Annotated in this window: 16 protein-coding genes; 9 read left to right on the top strand and 7 right to left on the bottom strand. The window is 58.3% G+C overall.

Annotation, left to right across the window (positions count from 1 at the left end):
- Positions 1-219 precede the first annotated feature (219 nt).
- A complete protein-coding gene (locus FOY93_RS21105) occupies positions 220-666 on the top strand; it encodes an NlpC/P60 family protein (protein WP_232057358.1) in 447 nt (148 codons plus the stop codon).
- Positions 667-671: 5 nt separating this feature from the next.
- Here FOY93_RS21105 and FOY93_RS21100 read toward each other — a convergent pair whose 3' ends face one another.
- Positions 672-1466, bottom strand: a complete 795-nt coding sequence (locus FOY93_RS21100; RefSeq protein ID WP_115876820.1) for an SDR family NAD(P)-dependent oxidoreductase — start codon at positions 1464-1466, stop codon at positions 672-674.
- Between the two features lie 32 nt (positions 1467-1498).
- On the bottom strand, positions 1499-2380 hold the full coding sequence (locus tag FOY93_RS21095) for a LysR family transcriptional regulator (RefSeq protein WP_115876821.1): 882 nt from the start codon (positions 2378-2380) through the stop codon (positions 1499-1501).
- Positions 2381-2479: 99 nt separating this feature from the next.
- Between FOY93_RS21095 and FOY93_RS21090 the strand changes: the two genes are divergently transcribed.
- The 8 genes from FOY93_RS21090 to arnF all read left to right on the top strand — a co-directional run bounded on the left by FOY93_RS21090 (position 2480) and on the right by arnF (position 10685).
- Positions 2480-2983 (top strand): phenolic acid decarboxylase, encoded by a 504-nt coding sequence (locus tag FOY93_RS21090; protein ID WP_008503103.1) that lies wholly within the window; start codon positions 2480-2482, stop codon positions 2981-2983.
- Positions 2984-3309: 326 nt separating this feature from the next.
- Complete coding sequence (gene arnB, locus FOY93_RS21085) at positions 3310-4449, top strand: UDP-4-amino-4-deoxy-L-arabinose aminotransferase (RefSeq protein WP_133295282.1); 1140 nt, start codon at positions 3310-3312, stop codon at positions 4447-4449.
- A gap of 1 nt (position 4450) precedes the next feature.
- The gene (gene arnC / locus FOY93_RS21080) at positions 4451-5434 is read left to right on the top strand and encodes an undecaprenyl-phosphate 4-deoxy-4-formamido-L-arabinose transferase (RefSeq protein WP_115876823.1); all 984 of its coding nucleotides are present in this window, start codon (positions 4451-4453) and stop codon (positions 5432-5434) included.
- Positions 5431-7413, top strand: coding sequence for a bifunctional UDP-4-amino-4-deoxy-L-arabinose formyltransferase/UDP-glucuronic acid oxidase ArnA (gene arnA / locus FOY93_RS21075; RefSeq protein WP_133295281.1), 1983 nt, complete (start codon positions 5431-5433; stop codon positions 7411-7413). Before arnC ends, arnA begins: the two co-directional genes overlap by 4 nt.
- Positions 7410-8312: a 4-deoxy-4-formamido-L-arabinose-phosphoundecaprenol deformylase gene (gene arnD / locus FOY93_RS21070; RefSeq protein WP_143345630.1), complete on the top strand. Its 903-nt coding sequence runs from the start codon at positions 7410-7412 to the stop codon at positions 8310-8312. The genes arnA and arnD overlap by 4 nt, the downstream gene beginning before the upstream one ends.
- Positions 8309-9964 (top strand): lipid IV(A) 4-amino-4-deoxy-L-arabinosyltransferase, encoded by a 1656-nt coding sequence (arnT, locus tag FOY93_RS21065; RefSeq protein WP_143345629.1) that lies wholly within the window; start codon positions 8309-8311, stop codon positions 9962-9964. The genes arnD and arnT overlap by 4 nt, the downstream gene beginning before the upstream one ends.
- Complete coding sequence (gene arnE, locus FOY93_RS21060; protein WP_232057400.1) at positions 9964-10299, top strand: 4-amino-4-deoxy-L-arabinose-phosphoundecaprenol flippase subunit ArnE; 336 nt, start codon at positions 9964-9966, stop codon at positions 10297-10299. The genes arnT and arnE overlap by 1 nt, the downstream gene beginning before the upstream one ends.
- On the top strand, positions 10296-10685 hold the full coding sequence (gene arnF, locus FOY93_RS21055) for a 4-amino-4-deoxy-L-arabinose-phosphoundecaprenol flippase subunit ArnF (protein ID WP_115876827.1): 390 nt from the start codon (positions 10296-10298) through the stop codon (positions 10683-10685). The genes arnE and arnF overlap by 4 nt, the downstream gene beginning before the upstream one ends.
- On the opposite strand, the gene acpT is transcribed toward arnF, so the two are convergent.
- From acpT to FOY93_RS21030, 5 genes are read right to left on the bottom strand one after another with little or no spacing between them, the layout of a single operon-like run.
- Positions 10633-11250 carry a 4'-phosphopantetheinyl transferase AcpT gene (acpT, locus tag FOY93_RS21050; RefSeq protein ID WP_127732533.1) on the bottom strand — a complete coding sequence of 206 codons (618 nt, stop codon included), beginning with the start codon at positions 11248-11250 and terminating at the stop codon, positions 10633-10635. The genes arnF and acpT overlap by 53 nt on opposite strands.
- 2 nt (positions 11251-11252) lie before the next feature.
- Positions 11253-12482 carry a beta-ketoacyl-ACP synthase gene (locus FOY93_RS21045; protein WP_048960810.1) on the bottom strand — a complete coding sequence of 410 codons (1230 nt, stop codon included), beginning with the start codon at positions 12480-12482 and terminating at the stop codon, positions 11253-11255.
- Positions 12479-13210, bottom strand: coding sequence for a 3-ketoacyl-ACP reductase FabG2 (locus FOY93_RS21040; RefSeq protein ID WP_111963734.1), 732 nt, complete (start codon positions 13208-13210; stop codon positions 12479-12481). The genes FOY93_RS21045 and FOY93_RS21040 overlap by 4 nt, the downstream gene beginning before the upstream one ends.
- Entirely contained in the window at positions 13207-13680 is a 474-nt protein-coding gene (locus tag FOY93_RS21035; protein WP_133295278.1) for a hotdog family protein, read from the bottom strand. The genes FOY93_RS21040 and FOY93_RS21035 overlap by 4 nt, the downstream gene beginning before the upstream one ends.
- On the bottom strand, positions 13677-14846 hold the full coding sequence (locus FOY93_RS21030) for a beta-ketoacyl-[acyl-carrier-protein] synthase family protein (RefSeq protein WP_127732530.1): 1170 nt from the start codon (positions 14844-14846) through the stop codon (positions 13677-13679). Before FOY93_RS21030 ends, FOY93_RS21035 begins: the two co-directional genes overlap by 4 nt.
- Between the last annotated feature and the right edge of the window lies 1 nt (position 14847).

Here is a 14847-nt window from a genome sequence, read left to right as displayed (position 1 = left end):
AAGTCAGTCTATTTTTGGCCTCGATAAGGATTGGCGAAAAAACGACCTGTCTATATTATCGCCACATCGCAAGATATTTAGGGGAACCCATTGAACCCCACAGGTAAGGAAAAACTCACTCACTACTTCTTTCTTGATATGACTCTTAGATCGCTTATTTCAATCCTCACGTTAAGTTTTGCTTCGTTTTCTGCGTTTAGCTTTCAACTTTCAGCGTCGATGGTCTCGATGAACAGTGAGCTGGCAGTTTCACCGGCGAAATCTGCGCTGGTGCATCAGGAAACAGGCCCGCTGCGCTCGCGTATTCTCGATCAATACCAGAAATGGAAAGGCACCCAGTACCGGTGGGGCGGAACCACGCATCGCGGGGTGGATTGCTCCGCGCTGATGCAGCACCTGTTTAGCGATGCGGCACACCTTAATTTACCCCGCACGACGCGCGAGCAAATTCATCGCGGCGTGCAGGTGGCGCAATATCGCCTGAGGCCCGGAGACCTGGTATTCTTCCAGACGGGTCCGAACCGCAAGCACGTTGGCGTTTATATTGGCGACAGCCAGTTTATTCATGCCTCAAGCAGCCAGGGCGTAACGGTTTCAACCCTGACGGATGATTACTGGCAAGCACACTATATTACCGCTCGTCGGGTCGCAGGCAGCGCGGCCTGACTGCATCAGATGATGTCATCCACGACGCCACCATCGACGCGCAGCGCCGCGCCCGAGGTGGCGGAGGCCTGGGTCGAACAGACATAAATCACCATATTGGCCACCTCTTCAACCGTGGCCGCGCGCTGGATAACCGAGCTGGGGCGGTTGGCCATCACAAACTCTTTCGCCAGCTGCTCCAGCGATTTGCCGGTTTTTTCGATTTCATCTTTCATCATCTCTGCGAAACCGTCAGACATCGTTGGCCCCGGCAAGACGCTGTTGACCGTCACGCCGCTTCCCGCCACGAACTTCGCCAGCCCGCGCGCCAGCGAGAGCTGCGCCGTTTTGGTCACGCCGTAGTGGATCATATCTGCCGGAATATTGCAGGCCGACTCGGAGGAGATAAACACCACACGTCCCCAGCCTTTCTGCACCATGCCCGGCAGAAGGGCGCGGGACAGACGCACGCCGGACATCACGTTGGTCTGCCAGTAACGCTCCCAGGTCTCATCGTCGGTGGCATAGAAATCCTGCGGACCGTAAATCCCGGCGTTGTTGACCAGAATATCGACGTTATTCGCCACCTTCAGCAGCGATTCTACCCCTTCCGCCGTGCTGAGATCGGCAATCGCGGCGCGCACCTGTACGCCTGGCACTACCTGCTGCAGCTGCTGAATGCCTCTATTCACCGATTCCGTGCTCCGGCCATTGACGATCACTTCCGCACCGCTTTCTGCCAAACCTCTGGCAATGGCGAATCCGATCCCGCCGGTTGAGGCGGTTACCAGCGCCACTTTCCCCGCAAAGTCGATTTTCATCATCTGCTCCTTATCGTTTTAACGTTCGGACCTTAAAGCGTAGCAGGTGAGGATGGCGGCTCCTGGCTAAAAAGGCGCAATAGCGTCTCAACCTGCTCATCAAGCGGGGCGAGAGAGCGCTTTATAATCAGGTGTAGCGGCGTTGCCCTGCGTGCGCCGTGGCTCAGCGGCAGGCGTTTCAGTACGCCCTGATCCAGCTGGGTCTGGATACGTTCCTCCGGCAGCCAGCCGTAGCCGACCTGAGAGACCACGGCCTCAATGGCGGCATCAATGGTGGAGAAGGTCCACGACTCGCCGGCCGCGCGCGCGGCGGGCTGGCTGTCCGCAATCTGGATAAGCGGCCACGGGCGTAGCATGTCGTCGTTAAGCGGCGCGTCGAGGTGAAAGAGGGGATGCTGATGATGGGCCACGGCAACAAAGTCGATATTCATCAGCCATTCGCCGAGCCCGGTAATATCCTGGCGGCGGGTTAAGACCATCACATCGGCTTCGTCGTTAATGGCATCGGCGCGGGTATTTTCCAGCACCTCGGTCAGACGTACCTGGGTCTGCGGATACTGCTGCTGGAACTCACGTAGAATAGCGAACAGGCGGCGGCGCGGGAAAATGGAGTCCACCACCAGATCCAGCCGCGTGCGCATTCCGTTGCGAAGGGTCGCTGCGCGCGTCTCAACGTACGAAAAGGCTTTCAGCAGCGGTTTAACCTGGTTGAGCAGCAGTTCTCCTGCCGGCGTTAACACCGCCCGTCGTCCTTCCGGCACCAGCAGCGCCACGCCGAGTCGCTCCTGCAGCAGCGACAGGTTATAGCTCACCGAGGACTGGCTGCGGTGGGTTTCTTCCGCGGCTTTGGCAAAGCTGCCCGCTTCCACCACTTTCGCCAGTAAAGACCATTGTTCCAGCGTCGTCTTGTGCATAATTTATCTAAATTTTGGATGAATTTGATTAAAACATAGCGTTATTCATTCATTTTTTGAAGGGGTACGATCGTCTCATCAAAACAAAGGAGACATCTTATGAACACCTTCGACAAACACGACTTAAGCGGCTTCGTTGGCAAACACCTTGTTTATACCTACGACAACGGCTGGAACTACGAGATTTACGTCAAAAATGAGACCACGCTTGATTACCGTATTCACAGCGGCCTGGTGGCAAACCGTTGGGTGAAAGATCAGCAGGCTTACATCGTGCGGGTAGGGGAGAGCATCTATAAAATTTCCTGGACCGAGCCAACCGGCACCGACGTCAGCCTGATTGTGAACCTGGGCGACAAACTGTTCCACGGCACCATCTTCTTCCCGCGCTGGGTCATGAACAACCCGGAAAAAACAGTCTGCTTCCAGAACGATCATATTCCGCTGATGAACAGCTATCGCGATGCGGGCCCGGCGTATCCAACCGAAGTGATTGATGAATTTGCCACAATCACCTTTGTACGCGACTGCGGTGCCAATAATGAAAGTGTGATCGCCTGCGCGGCCAGTGAATTACCGAAAAACTTTCCAGATAACCTGTAATAAGCGCGACAATTAACTAAAAAGAAAAGTTCCCGGCTATTTCATATTATTTTGAAATGGCCGGGATTTTTTTTGTTTGTTGATGTATGGTTTAAATCATCCCATTTCAAAATGTTGCGGAAGATCACATCAAAAATATTTAATATTAAATTAACTTGTTGTTTTTCAATTGGCTGCTAGTTGTCTTATAGCGTTGTAAACGCTGTCTTAATTTTTCCCTAAGGAAAGAGAGATACTTTGATATAAGTTTATGGTTCGTTGAAATAAACGGGCCAGCATTTGGTTAATATCAAAAACGTGCCATTTTGATTGCAAGGAAATTAATAATGAGTGATTTTCTGCCTTTTTCGCGACCGTCGATGGGCGCTGAGGAAATTGCGGCGCTTCAGGACGTTTTGATGTCGGGCTGGATCACCACTGGGCCTAAGAATCAGGAACTCGAAGAGGCATTCTGTCAGCTTACCGGGAATCAACACGCAATTGCCGTCTGTTCCGCCACCGCGGGAATGCACCTCACGCTGATGGCGCTGGATATTGGCCCGGGCGATGAAGTCATTACCCCCTCCCAGACCTGGGTCTCCACGCTGAATATGATCGTACTGCTGGGCGCCACGCCGGTCATGATTGATGTGGATAAAGACACATTAATGGTGACGCCAGAAGCCATTGAAGCTGCCATTACCCCGCGTACCAAAGCCATTATTCCCGTTCACTATGCCGGCGCGCCGTGTGAAATCGACGCCATTCACGCCATTGGTGAACGTCACGGTATTCCGGTGATTGAAGATGCGGCCCATGCCGCCGGAACGTACTACAAAAACCGTCACGTTGGCTGGAAGGGAACGGCAATTTTCTCCTTCCACGCCATTAAAAACATGACCTGCGCGGAAGGCGGCCTGGTGGTCACCGATAATGCCCAGCTGGCACAGCGGATCCGCAGTCTGAAATTCCATGGCCTCGGCGTAGACGCCTATGATCGTCAGACGCACGGCCGCGCGCCGCAGGCGGAAGTGATCGCACCGGGCTATAAATACAACCTGGCGGACATCAACGCCGCGCTGGCGCTGGTGCAGTTAGGCAAACTGAAAGAGGCCAACAGGCGCCGCCAGGAAATCGCTGAACGCTACCTGCGGGAGCTTGCCGATACGCCGTTCCAGCCGCTCACCATCCCGTCATGGCCGCACGTGCACGCCTGGCACCTGTTTATTATTCGCGTTGATGAAGCGCGCTGCGGGATCTCACGCGACAACCTGATGGCGGCGCTGAAAGAGAAAGGCATCGGTACCGGCCTCCATTTCCGCGCGGCCCACACGCAAAAATACTACCGCGAGCGTTTTCCTGATGTATCGCTCCCGAATTCTGAATGGAATAGCGCGCGTATTTGTTCTCTCCCTCTTTTCCCGGACATGACTCATGACGACACAACCCGCGTCATTACCGCACTCCATCAGCTTGCAGGACATTGATATGTTCAGTGCACCGCCTGTACAAAAAGTTTCCGTGGTAATCCCGGTTTACAACGAGCAGGAGAGCCTGCCCGAACTGATCCGCCGTACAACGGCCGCCTGCGACACGATGGGCAAGGCCTACGAAATTCTGCTGGTGGATGATGGCAGTAGCGACAATTCCGCGCTGATGCTGACCGAAGCCGCACAGGCTGAAGGCAGCCACATTGTGGCCGTGCTGCTCAACCGTAACTACGGCCAGCACTCGGCAATTATGGCGGGGTTTAGCCACGTCACGGGCGATCTAATCATCACCCTGGACGCGGACCTGCAAAACCCGCCGGAAGAGATCCCGCGCCTGGTGGCCAAAGCCGACGAAGGCTATGACGTGGTCGGCACGGTACGTCAGAACCGCCAGGACAGCCTGTTCCGTAAGCTCGCCTCGCGTACCATCAACCGTCTGATCCAGCGCACGACCGGTAAAGCGATGGGCGATTACGGCTGCATGCTGCGCGCCTACCGCCGCCACATTGTCGACGCCATGCTGCATTGCCATGAGCGCAGCACCTTCATTCCGATTCTGGCGAATACCTTTGCCCGTAAGGCAACGGAAATCCCGGTCCTGCACGCCGAGCGCGAGCACGGGGAATCGAAGTACAGCTTTATGCGTCTCATCAACCTGATGTACGACCTCATCACCTGCCTGACCACCACGCCGCTGCGTCTGCTGAGCGTTTTCGGCAGCATCATCGCCGTGGCCGGTTTTGGGCTGTCCGTTCTGCTGGTGGTACTGCGACTGGTCTTTGGCCCGCAGTGGGCGGCGGAAGGGGTCTTCATGCTCTTTGCCGTGCTGTTTATGTTCATCGGCGCCCAGTTTGTCGGGATGGGGCTCCTCGGTGAATACATTGGCCGTATCTATAACGACGTTCGCGCACGTCCGCGCTACTTTATTCAACGTGTTGTCCGTCAGGAACACAAAGCATCTCAAGAGGAAATTCACCCATGAAAGCTGTTGTATTTGCCTATCACGATATGGGGTGCACGGGCACGCTGGCCCTGCTGGAAGCGGGCTATGACATTGCGGCAATCTTTACCCATCCGGACACGGCCGGAGAGAACAACTTTTTCGGCTCCGTGGCGCGTATCGCCGCCGAGCGTGGAATTCCGGTTTATGCGCCGGACGACGTCAACCACCCGCTGTGGGTGGAGCGCATTCGCGCCCTCGCGCCTGACGTCATCTTCTCGTTCTACTATCGCAACCTGATCTGCGACGAGATCTTAGGCCTGGCCGCAAAAGGCGCCTTTAATCTTCATGGTTCTCTGCTGCCCGCCTACCGTGGCCGCGCCCCGCTGAACTGGGTGCTGGTGAACGGTGAAACGGAAACGGGCGTGACGCTGCACCGCATGGTACGCCGTGCGGATGCGGGCGCTATCGTGGCACAGCAGAAGGTCGCTATTGATGCGGACGATACCGCGCTGCAGCTGCATCAAAAGCTGAACGCGACGGCACAGACGCTGCTGCGTGATGCGCTGCCGGGCATCCTTAACGGTAACTTCAGCGAAACCGCACAGGACGAGAGCAAGGCAAGCTGCTTTGGCCGCCGCGCGCCGGAAGATGGTCGTCTGGACTGGAATAAACCGGCCCGCCAGCTGCACAACCTGGTACGCGCCGTAACCGATCCGTGGCCGGGCGCCTACAGCTTTGCGGGCGTAAGCAAATTCATTGTCTGGAAATCCCGCGTGCGTGACGACATCCCGGCCGCTAAACCGGGCACCGTCGTCTCCGTCTCCCCGCTGATTGTGAGCTGCGGCGAGCAGGCGCTGGAGATCGTCACCGGACAAACCGACAACGGCCTGTACGTTCAGGGCACCCAGTTGGCGCAGTCTCTGGGCCTGGTGGCCGGGGCGCTGATCACCAGCGCGCCGGTTGTTGCCATCAAACGCCGCACCCGCGTGCTGATCCTCGGCGTGAACGGTTTTATCGGTAACCACCTGACCGAACGTCTGCTTAAGGACGATAACTACGAGATTTACGGTCTGGATATCGGCGCGGACGCGATCAGCCGCTTCCTGGACAACCCGCGCTTCCACTTCGTGGAAGGGGACATCAGCATCCACTCCGAGTGGATTGAATACCACATCAAAAAATGCGACGTGGTGCTGCCGCTGGTCGCCATTGCCACGCCAATCGAGTACACCCGTAACCCGCTTCGCGTTTTCGAGCTGGACTTCGAAGAGAACCTGAAGATCATCCGCGACTGCGTGAAATACGACAAGCGCATCATCTTCCCGTCCACCTCTGAAGTGTACGGCATGTGTACCGATAAGAACTTCGATGAAGACACCTCTAACCTGGTGGTCGGGCCGATCAACAAACAGCGCTGGATTTACTCCGTCTCCAAACAGCTGCTGGACCGCGTGATTTGGGCCTACGGTGAGAAAGAGGGCCTGCGCTTTACCCTGTTCCGTCCGTTCAACTGGATGGGGCCACGTCTGGATAACCTGAACGCGGCGCGTATCGGCAGCTCCCGTGCAATCACCCAGCTGATCCTGAACCTGGTGGAAGGCTCGCCAATCAAGCTTATCGAAGGCGGGAAACAGAAACGCTGCTTTACGGATATCAGCGACGGTATCGAAGCGCTGTTCCGCATCATCGAAAACAAAGATAACCGCTGCAACGGTGAAATCATTAACATCGGTAACCCGGACAACGAAGCGAGCATTCGCGAGCTGGCCGAGATGCTGCTGGCCAGCTTTGAGCGCCATCCTCTGCGCGATAAATTCCCGCCGTTTGCCGGTTTCCGCGAAGTGGAAAGCAGCAGCTACTATGGTAAGGGCTACCAGGACGTTGAGCACCGTAAGCCAAGCATTCGCAACGCGAAGCGCTGCCTTAACTGGACGCCGACGGTGAAGATGGAGCAGACCATTGATGAAACGCTCGATTTCTTCCTGCGCACCGTGGAGCTGTCGGAACAGGTCTCATGAAAAAAGTCGGTTTACGCATTGATGTCGACACCTTCAGGGGAACGCGTGACGGCGTACCCAAACTGCTGGAGCTGCTGAGCAAGCACGGCGTGCGCTCCAGCATTTTCTTCAGCGTGGGGCCTGACAACATGGGGCGCCATTTATGGCGTCTGATTAAACCGGCATTTCTGTTCAAAATGCTGCGCTCGCGCGCAGCATCCCTCTACGGCTGGGATATTTTGCTGGCAGGCACCGCCTGGCCCGGCAGACGCATCGGCGCGGGTAATGAAGCGGTTATCCGCGAGGCGGCGCAGCATCATGAGGTGGGTCTGCACGCCTGGGATCACCATGCCTGGCAAGCCTGGGCGGGCGTCTGGGATATCCCGCGCCTGTCCCGTGAGGTCGAGCGTGGAATGCTGGAGCTGGAGGCCATTATCGGTCAGCCCGTGCGCTGCTCCGCCGTGGCGGGATGGCGTGCGGATCAGCGCGTGGTGAAAGCTAAAGAGGCCTTCGCGTTTCGCTACAACAGCGATTGCCGCGGAACCGGGCCCTTTTTACCGCTGTTAGGCGAAAATCGCTACGGTACGGTGCAAATTCCGGTCACGCTTCCCACCTGGGATGAAGTGGTCGGACGCGAGGTTAAGGCGGATGAGTTCAATCGCTACATTCTGGACCGCATTCATCGTGACGCCGGCACGCCGGTGTATACCATCCATGCCGAAGTGGAAGGGATTGCGTATCAGCATGATTTCGACGAACTGCTGACCATGGCCGCTCAGGAGGGCATCGAATTCTGCCCGTTGAGCGAGCTGCTGCCAGACGACCTCAGCACCCTGCCCGTAGGCAAAGTTGTCCGTAATGAAATGGCTGGCCGGGAAGGCTGGCTTGGCTATCAACAAACCGTGAGTCCGGCCCCATGAAAACAGCCCGTTATGGCTTAGCGCTTCTCGCACTGTTTATCGTTTACTACCTCATTCCGGTCGATATCCGCCTGCTCTGGCAGCCTGATGAAACGCGCTATGCGGAAATCAGCCGTGAAATGCTGGCCTCCGGAGACTGGGTAGTCCCGCATTTTCTGGGGCTGCGTTACTTTGAAAAGCCGATTGCCGGCTACTGGATCAACAGCATCGGACAGATGCTGTTCGGGCACACGAACCTCGCCGTGCGCGCCGGGTCTATCTTCTCTACCGGCTTAGCCGCGCTGCTGGTCATCTGGATGGCCTGGCGTCTCTGGCGGGATAAGCGGACCGCCATTTTCTCCGGTCTTATCTTCCTGACCCTCTTCCTGGTGTATGGCATCGGCACGTATGCGGTGCTGGATCCTATCATCACCCTGTGGCTGGTGGCGGCGATGTGCAGCTTCTGGCTGGCGTCACAGGCCCAAACCGTTGCCGGAAAAGCGGGTGGCTATGTGCTGCTTGGGCTGGCCTGCGGGATGGGGGTGATGACCAAAGGCTTCCTGGCGCTGGCCGTTCCGGTGATTGGCGTGCTGCCGTGGGCGATCGCCCAGAAGCGCTGGAAAGAGGTGCTGATTTTTGGCTGGCTCGCGATCCTGAGCTGCGTGCTGATTGTTCTGCCATGGGGGCTGGCCATTGCGCAGCGTGAGCCTGACTTCTGGCGTTACTTCTTCTGGGTGGAACATATTCAGCGTTTCGCCCAGAGCGACGCGCAGCACAAAGCCCCGTTCTGGTACTACGTGCCGTTCCTGATCGCGGGTAGCCTGCCGTGGCTGGCGCTTTTACCCGGCGCGTTTCGTCTCGGCTGGAATGACAGACAAAACGCGGGCGGTGGGTTCTATCTGCTGGGTTGGGTGGTGATGCCGCTGCTGTTCTTCAGCATCGCCAAAGGCAAGCTGCCGACCTATATCCTGCCGTGCTTTGCCCCGCTGGCGATCCTGATGGCGCGTTATGCCTGCCTCGCAGCGGAGAAAGGCGCCAGAGCGTTACGCATTAACGGCGGAATTAACCTGGCGTTTGGCGTTATCGGCGTGGTGGCCGCGCTGGTGGTCTCCCCGTGGGGACTGTCTAAGCATCCGGTCTGGACCTCGGTCGAACTGTATAAAGTGTTCTGCGCGGTGGTCGCGTTCCTCATCTGGGCCGCGGTAGGCTGGTTTACGTTCCGGCAGAGCCAGCAGCGCTGGTGGCTGGCGGCTCTGTGTCCAGCAGGCCTGGCGCTGCTGATTGGTTTTGCTATTCCTAACCTGGTGGTGGATTCCAAACAGCCGCAGTCGCTGGTCGATACCGTGCGCGAGCCGCTGCAGGAGAGCCGATTCGTGCTCGCCAATAACGTAGGCGTGGCGGCTGGCCTTGCGTGGGAGCTGAAGCGCAATGACATCACGCTGTTTGGTCAGAGCGGCGAACTGCGCTACGGGCTGGATTATCCCGATGTGAAAGATCGTTTTGTCAGTGAAGACGACTTCGCGCAGTGGCTGGCAACGCATCGTCAGCAGGGGCGCGTGTCGCTGGTCATGCTGCTCTCAAAACGCGACGATATTTCACGGGCGAATTTACCGCAGCCGGACAATCTCTATATCCAGGGGCGTCTGGCCTTGCTGGAGTACCTGCCGAAGTGATGACCTGGATCTGGCTGATACTGGCAAGCCTGCTCAGCTGCGCTGGGCAGCTGTGCCAGAAACAGGCCACCCGTCCGGCGAAAGCCGGGCGGCGCGGGACGCACATCGCGCTGTGGCTTGGTCTGGCACTGCTGGCGCTGGGCAGCGGGATGCTGGTCTGGCTGGTGGTGCTGCAACGCCTGCCTGTCGGCATCGCGTACCCTATGCTGAGCCTCAATTTTGTCTGGGTGACGCTGGCGGCGAAGGTATTCTGGCGTGAAAACGTCGCGTCGCATCACTGGCTGGGGGTGGGGTTCATCATCATGGGGATTGTTATCCTGGGAGGGAGCCTGTGAAAGGGACTTTCTGGGCCTTATGCAGCGTGCTGTTAGTCAGCGCAGCGCAGCTGTTGCTGCGCGATGCCATGCAGGCACTGCCGCCGGTCAGCGATGTTCTGGCGCTTATTTCCGCGCTGTGGCACTTCTCATCCGGCACGGGGGCGCTGCTGCTGGGGTTGATGGGGTATGTGGCCTCCATGGGCTGCTGGTATCTGGCGCTGCATCGTATGGCGCTCAGCAAAGCGTATGCCTTGCTGAGTCTTAGCTACATCCTGGTGTGGGCCGCGGCGATCCTGCTGCCCGGCTGGGGAGAACGCTTCTCCTGGCACGGGCTGGTGGGCGTCGGGTTTATTATTCTGGGTGTGTTAGTGATTTTTCTGCCCCGAACGTCCCGACGTGAATAATCGACTCGGTGGTCAGGGTGTAAGGGGTCGATGTACAGACGGCAAGGCTCAGCGAACCGACCTGTAGCTGGCTGACCGCGTGCGTCTGCGCCGTGCTGTCGATGCTGACAATCTGCCAGGCGCTGCCGCCGCGCTGCTTTATGATCGCCTCTTTTCGCGTCCAGATACGCCAGAAGGCGGCAAGCCGTTCCTCTGGCGCCTCGCGCTCAAGCTCATCATGCTCCGTCATGCTGAAGACCGCATTCGCCAGCGCCTGCCAGTTTTTCCTGGGACGAATCACTTCGATATCACAGCCGACTTCGCCTTCATCGCTCATCAGCAGGGCGATATCGTCACCGCTGTGGCTCAGGTTAAACCACAGCGGATGACCCTTCGCAAAGGCCGGTTTCCCCTGCTCGCCGTAAATAATGTCGGGGAGTGGGTGAGGGGATAACGTTCTCGCGAGCAGCGTCCTCCCGGCCAGCCAGGAGGCCTGTTGGGCACCCTGAGGTGCCCTGTCTGCGAGCGTTGACGCCAGCGGGTCCGCGCAAAGGGTGGAGATTTTTCCCAGTACAAACTGGTACATAGTTACGCCCAGCGTTTAATGATAATCGAGGTGTTGATGCCGCCAAACGCGAAGTTATTGCTCTGCAAATACTCGCAGTCAATCTGACGGGCTTCTCCCATAATATAATCTAAAGCACCGCATTGCTCATCCGGCTGCGTTAAATTGAGCGTCGGGGCAAACCAGCCTTCACGCATCATCTGCAGGCTCATCCACGCTTCCAGCGCGCCACAGGCCCCAAGCGTATGGCCAAAATAGCTCTTCAGCGAGGAAACCGGCACGCTGTCACCGTAGATAGCGGCAGTGGCCTGGCTTTCGGCGATATCGCCGCGATCGGTGGCGGTACCGTGCGCGGAAATATACCCCATATCCCGGGCGCTTAATCCCGCCATGGCCAGCGACTGCTCCATGCAAATCTGCATGGTGTCACGCTGAGGCTGGGTGATATGGGCCGCGTCACAGTTGGTGGCAAAGCCCACGATCTCGCCATAGATTGTGGCCCCGCGCGCTCTGGCGTGCTCCAGCTCTTCCAGAATCAGGGTGCCAGCGCCTTCCCCAATGACCAGACCATCGCGCTGCGTATCGAACGGTGAAGGGGTGGTTTTGGGTTCGTCGTTACGCTGGCTGGTGGCAAACAGCGTGTCAAACACCGCTGCTTCAGACGGACACAGCTCCTCCGCGCCACCCGCGACCATCACGGTCTGATACCCGTGGCGAATCGCCTCCCAGGCATAGCCAATCGCCTGGCTGCCGGAGGTACAGGCGCTCGACGTCGGGATCACGCGGCCACGCAATCCAAAGAACAGGCCGGTATTCACCGCGGTCGTGTGCGGCATCATCTGGACGTAGGTTGTCCCGGTGATGTTATTGGTGTGCTTTTCGGTAAGCATGGTGGCGAATTCGCTGACCGGGCCGGTGCTGCCTGTCGAAGAACCGTAGGCGATACCCGTTTGACCATTGGTGAGCACCGCTTCGCCAATCAGCCCCGCCTGCTCCAGCGCCAGCTCGGTGGCGCGGGTCGACATCAGCGACACCCGGCCCATGGCGCGAATACGCTTGCGGGTATAGTGTTCCGGCAGCGTGAAATCATCGATCGGCGCGCCGAGCAGGGTATGCAGGCCATCATAGACCTGCCATTCCGGCATTTTACGCACCGCGTTTTCATACGCCAGCAGCCTGCTGGACACGGATTGCCAGTTTTCGCCAAAGGCGGTCACGCCGCCCATGCCCGTAATCACCACGCGACGCGTCATAGCATTCCTCCGTTAATGGAAATGACCTGGCGGGTAACGTAGCCCGCAATATCCGACATCAGATAGCTTGCCAGCCCGGCGACTTCTTCAGCCTGGCCCATACGTTTCATTGGGATGATGGACATCGCTTCCTTCAGCGCGGCTTCTTCCATCTCAATCATGCCGGTATCAATCAGCCCCGGGGCAATGCAATTCACGGTGATTTTGCGTTTTGCCAGCTCAATCGCCAGCGCTTTGGTGGCGCCGATAATGCCCGCTTTTGCCGCGCTGTAGTTCACCTGCCCGCGGTTACCCATCACGCCGGACACGGACGATAAGGTGATAATGCGTCCTCCTTTACGGGTGCCAATCATCGGCATAATGCAGGGGTGAATGACGTTATAAAAACTGTCGAGATTGGTGTGGATCACGCTGTCCCAGTCGTCTTCGCTCAGCGCCGGAAAGGCGCCGTCGCGGGTAATTCCGGCGTTGCTGACAACGCCATACCATGCGCCATGGGTTTCAATCTCCTGCTCCAGCACCTCGCGGCACTGTTCGCGGTTGCCCACATCAAAGGCGAGTAGACGACCGTTCCCACCCGCCTGCGTGATGGCGTCCAGCGTCTCCTGCGCGCCTGCGGCATCACGATGGTAATGCACGCCTACGGTAAACCCGTCGGCGGCAAGCTGGCGGGCAATGGCGCGCCCTATGCCTTTGCTGGCCCCTGTGACCAGTACGGAACGACTCATGCGTTAGATCCCTGATTAAATAGCGATGTTAATTCTTCTGCGCTCGGCTGGAAGGTATTGACCCGGCCCGTGGCTAGCGTCTCTTCATTAGCGGAAATTGCGCATTCAAAACTGCCGAAGCGTTCGTCCTGCATCAGCAGCTTAACGGTAATGTCCAGCGTCAGGCCTGCGGCGAAATGCCCGCTGGCGCAGACCAGCTCACGCGCGCCGAGCACCATGCCCAGCGCGATATGTTCCTGCCCCTGCTGCTGACGATGCCAGCCTGACCAGGCGCCAACGGTCTGCGCCATTAGCTCAAGCGCGTACCAGCCCGGCAGGTCGCCATCGGCATTGAGAAACGGCGCCAGCACGCTTCGCCCGTTGACTGCCACGCGGCAGACCGCCATCTCGTCCGTAACTTTCTCTACGGACCCCAGCAGCATCATCGGCGCCTCGTGCGGCAGATAGGCTTCGGGTGATAAGTAGCTCATGAGGCTCTCCCCAGCAGAATGCTGGCGTTGTTGCCGCCAAACGCGAACGAGTTAGACAGAATAACCGGCTTTTTCAGCGCGATGTGCCGGTGCAGCAGGCCGCACGGCGCCAGCGTGTCGTCGGGCGCGTAGCGGGCGAAGTCCTGCGGCGGCAACGGTAGATCGCGCGAAAGAATCAGCCAGCTCAGGGCCGCTTCGGTAATACCGGCAGCGCCCAGCGTATGGCCGGTAAGGTGTTTGGTTGAGCTGCACGGCACGCTTTCCCCGAAGAGATCGTGTACCACCTGCGATTCAATCTGATCGTTAAGCGGCGTGGCCGTGCCGTGCAGGTTGATGTAGCCGATATCCTCCGGCTGCATGCCCGCTTCGTTAAGCGCCTGAGTAATCGCCCTTATCGCTCCTTCGCCCTGCGGATGCGGGGCGGAAATATGGTACGCATCACTGGATTCACCCGTCCCGAGCAGCGCCACGTCGGCGGGCTCGCGGCTCAATACCATCAGCGCGGCGGCTTCTCCGATGGTGATCCCCTTGCGGTCGCGACCAAACGGTTCGCAGAGCGTAGGGGAGAAGGATTCAAGGCTATTAAAGCCGTTGACGGGCATCCGGCTCAGGGTATCTGCTCCGCCGACGATGGCGATGTCAACCAGCCCGGCTTCGATCAGACGTTTGCCGCCGATCATCGCCCGCGCGCTGGAAGAGCAGGCTGTTGAAATCGTATAGGCCGGGCCTTCGAGCTGAAGCCAGCTGGCGAGGAAGCGGGACGGATCGCCAAGCTCCTGCTGCGGATACTGCCAGCGCGTGCTTGCTTCGCCATGGGTCATGCGCTGTACGTGCTCATCGCCTTCATCCAGCCCGGAGGTGCTGGTCCCCAGCACCACGGCCACGCGATCGCGACCGACGCGGGCGATAGCCTCGTCGACGGCTGGCTGAATCTGCGCCAGCGCGGCCAGCAGCAGCTGGTTATTGCGGGTGCGGTGTGCGGAGAAGGTGTCCGGGATGGGCGGCAATTCGCCTTCCACGCCGCCCAGAACGGCTTCGGGTGAGTCCTGCAACCAGCCGGTCCGGGCGTGCATACCCGGCGCCACGCCTGCCACCAGGTTCGCGGCAATCATATCAGGCGAGTTGCCCAGCGCGTTGACCATGCCAACAGCGGAAATATAAATCATC

This window comes from Enterobacter sp. 18A13 (assembly GCF_007035975.1).
GTDB classification, from domain to species: domain Bacteria; phylum Pseudomonadota; class Gammaproteobacteria; order Enterobacterales; family Enterobacteriaceae; genus Enterobacter; species Enterobacter vonholyi.
This window is presented reverse-complemented; position numbering and strand designations above follow the sequence as displayed.